The sequence below is a fragment of the Terrilactibacillus tamarindi genome, from assembly GCF_009718825.1.
GTDB classification, from domain to species: Bacteria; Bacillota; Bacilli; order Bacillales; family Sporolactobacillaceae; genus Terrilactibacillus; species Terrilactibacillus tamarindi.
Window position 1 is genome coordinate 1 of record NZ_WNHB01000049.1, and the last position, 1484, is coordinate 1484.

The window sequence follows — 1484 nt, forward strand, 5'->3', positions numbered from 1 at the left end:
TTCGGGGTGACGCTTGTGGAATGAGCGGCGGACGGGTGAGTAACACGTGGGCAACCTGCCTGTAAGACGGGGATAACTTCGGGAAACCGGGGCTAATACCGGGTAATCTTTTGCATCGCATGATGCAAAGGTAAAAGATGGTTTCGGCCATCGCTTACAGATGGGCCCGCGGTGTATTAGCTAGTTGGTGAGGTAATGGCTCACCAAGGCGACGATACATAGCCGACCTGAGAGGGTGATCGGCCACACTGGGACTGAGACACGGCCCAGACTCCTACGGGAGGCAGCAGTAGGGAATCTTCCGCAATGGACGAAAGTCTGACGGAGCAACGCCGCGTGAGTGATGAAGGTTTTCGGATCGTAAAGCTCTGTTGCCGGAGAAGAACAGGTGCCATAGGAAATGATGGTGCTTTGACGGTATCCGGCCAGAAAGCCACGGCTAACTACGTGCCAGCAGCCGCGGTAATACGTAGGTGGCAAGCGTTGTCCGGAATTATTGGGCGTAAAGCGCGCGCAGGCGGCTTCTTAAGTCTGATGTGAAAGCCCCCAGCTCAACTGGGGAGGGTCATTGGAAACTGGGAAGCTTGAGTACAGAAGAGGAGAGTAGAATTCCACGTGTAGCGGTGAAATGCGTAGAGATGTGGAGGAATACCAGTGGCGAAGGCGGCTCTCTGGTCTGTAACTGACGCTGAGGCGCGAAAGCGTGGGGAGCAAACAGGATTAGATACCCTGGTAGTCCACGCCGTAAACGATGAGTGCTAGGTGTTAGGGGGTCCAACCCTTAGTGCTGAAGTTAACACATTAAGCACTCCGCCTGGGGAGTACGACCGCAAGGTTGAAACTCAAAGGAATTGACGGGGGCCCGCACAAGCAGTGGAGCATGTGGTTTAATTCGAAGCAACGCGAAGAACCTTACCAGGTCTTGACATCCTCTGACAAGCCTAGAGATAGGCCGTTCCCCTTCGGGGGACAGAGTGACAGGTGGTGCATGGTTGTCGTCAGCTCGTGTCGTGAGATGTTGGGTTAAGTCCCGCAACGAGCGCAACCCTTGATCTTAGTTGCCAGCATTCAGTTGGGCACTCTAAGGTGACTGCCGGTGACAAACCGGAGGAAGGTGGGGATGACGTCAAATCATCATGCCCCTTATGACCTGGGCTACACACGTGCTACAATGGATGGTACAAAGGGCAGCAAAGCCGCGAGGCCGAGCCAATCCCATAAAGCCATTCTCAGTTCGGATTGCAGGCTGCAACTCGCCTGCATGAAGCCGGAATTGCTAGTAATCGCGGATCAGCATGCCGCGGTGAATCCGTTCCCGGGCCTTGTACACACCGCCCGTCACACCACGAGAGTTTGTAACACCCGAAGTCGGTGAGGTAACCTTTTGGGGCCAGCCGCCGAAGGTGGGACAAATGATTGGGGTGAAGTCGTAACAAGGTAGCCGTATCGGAAGGTGCGGCTGGATCACCTCCTTTCTAAGGAAA

The 1484-nt window shown here is 54.9% G+C and carries 1 rRNA gene; it reads left to right on the forward strand.

Annotated elements, in window-relative coordinates:
- Positions 1–1475: ribosomal RNA gene (locus GMB86_RS15260) — 16S ribosomal RNA — on the forward strand; the annotation flags it as partial.
- Between the last annotated feature and the right edge of the window lie 9 nt (positions 1476–1484).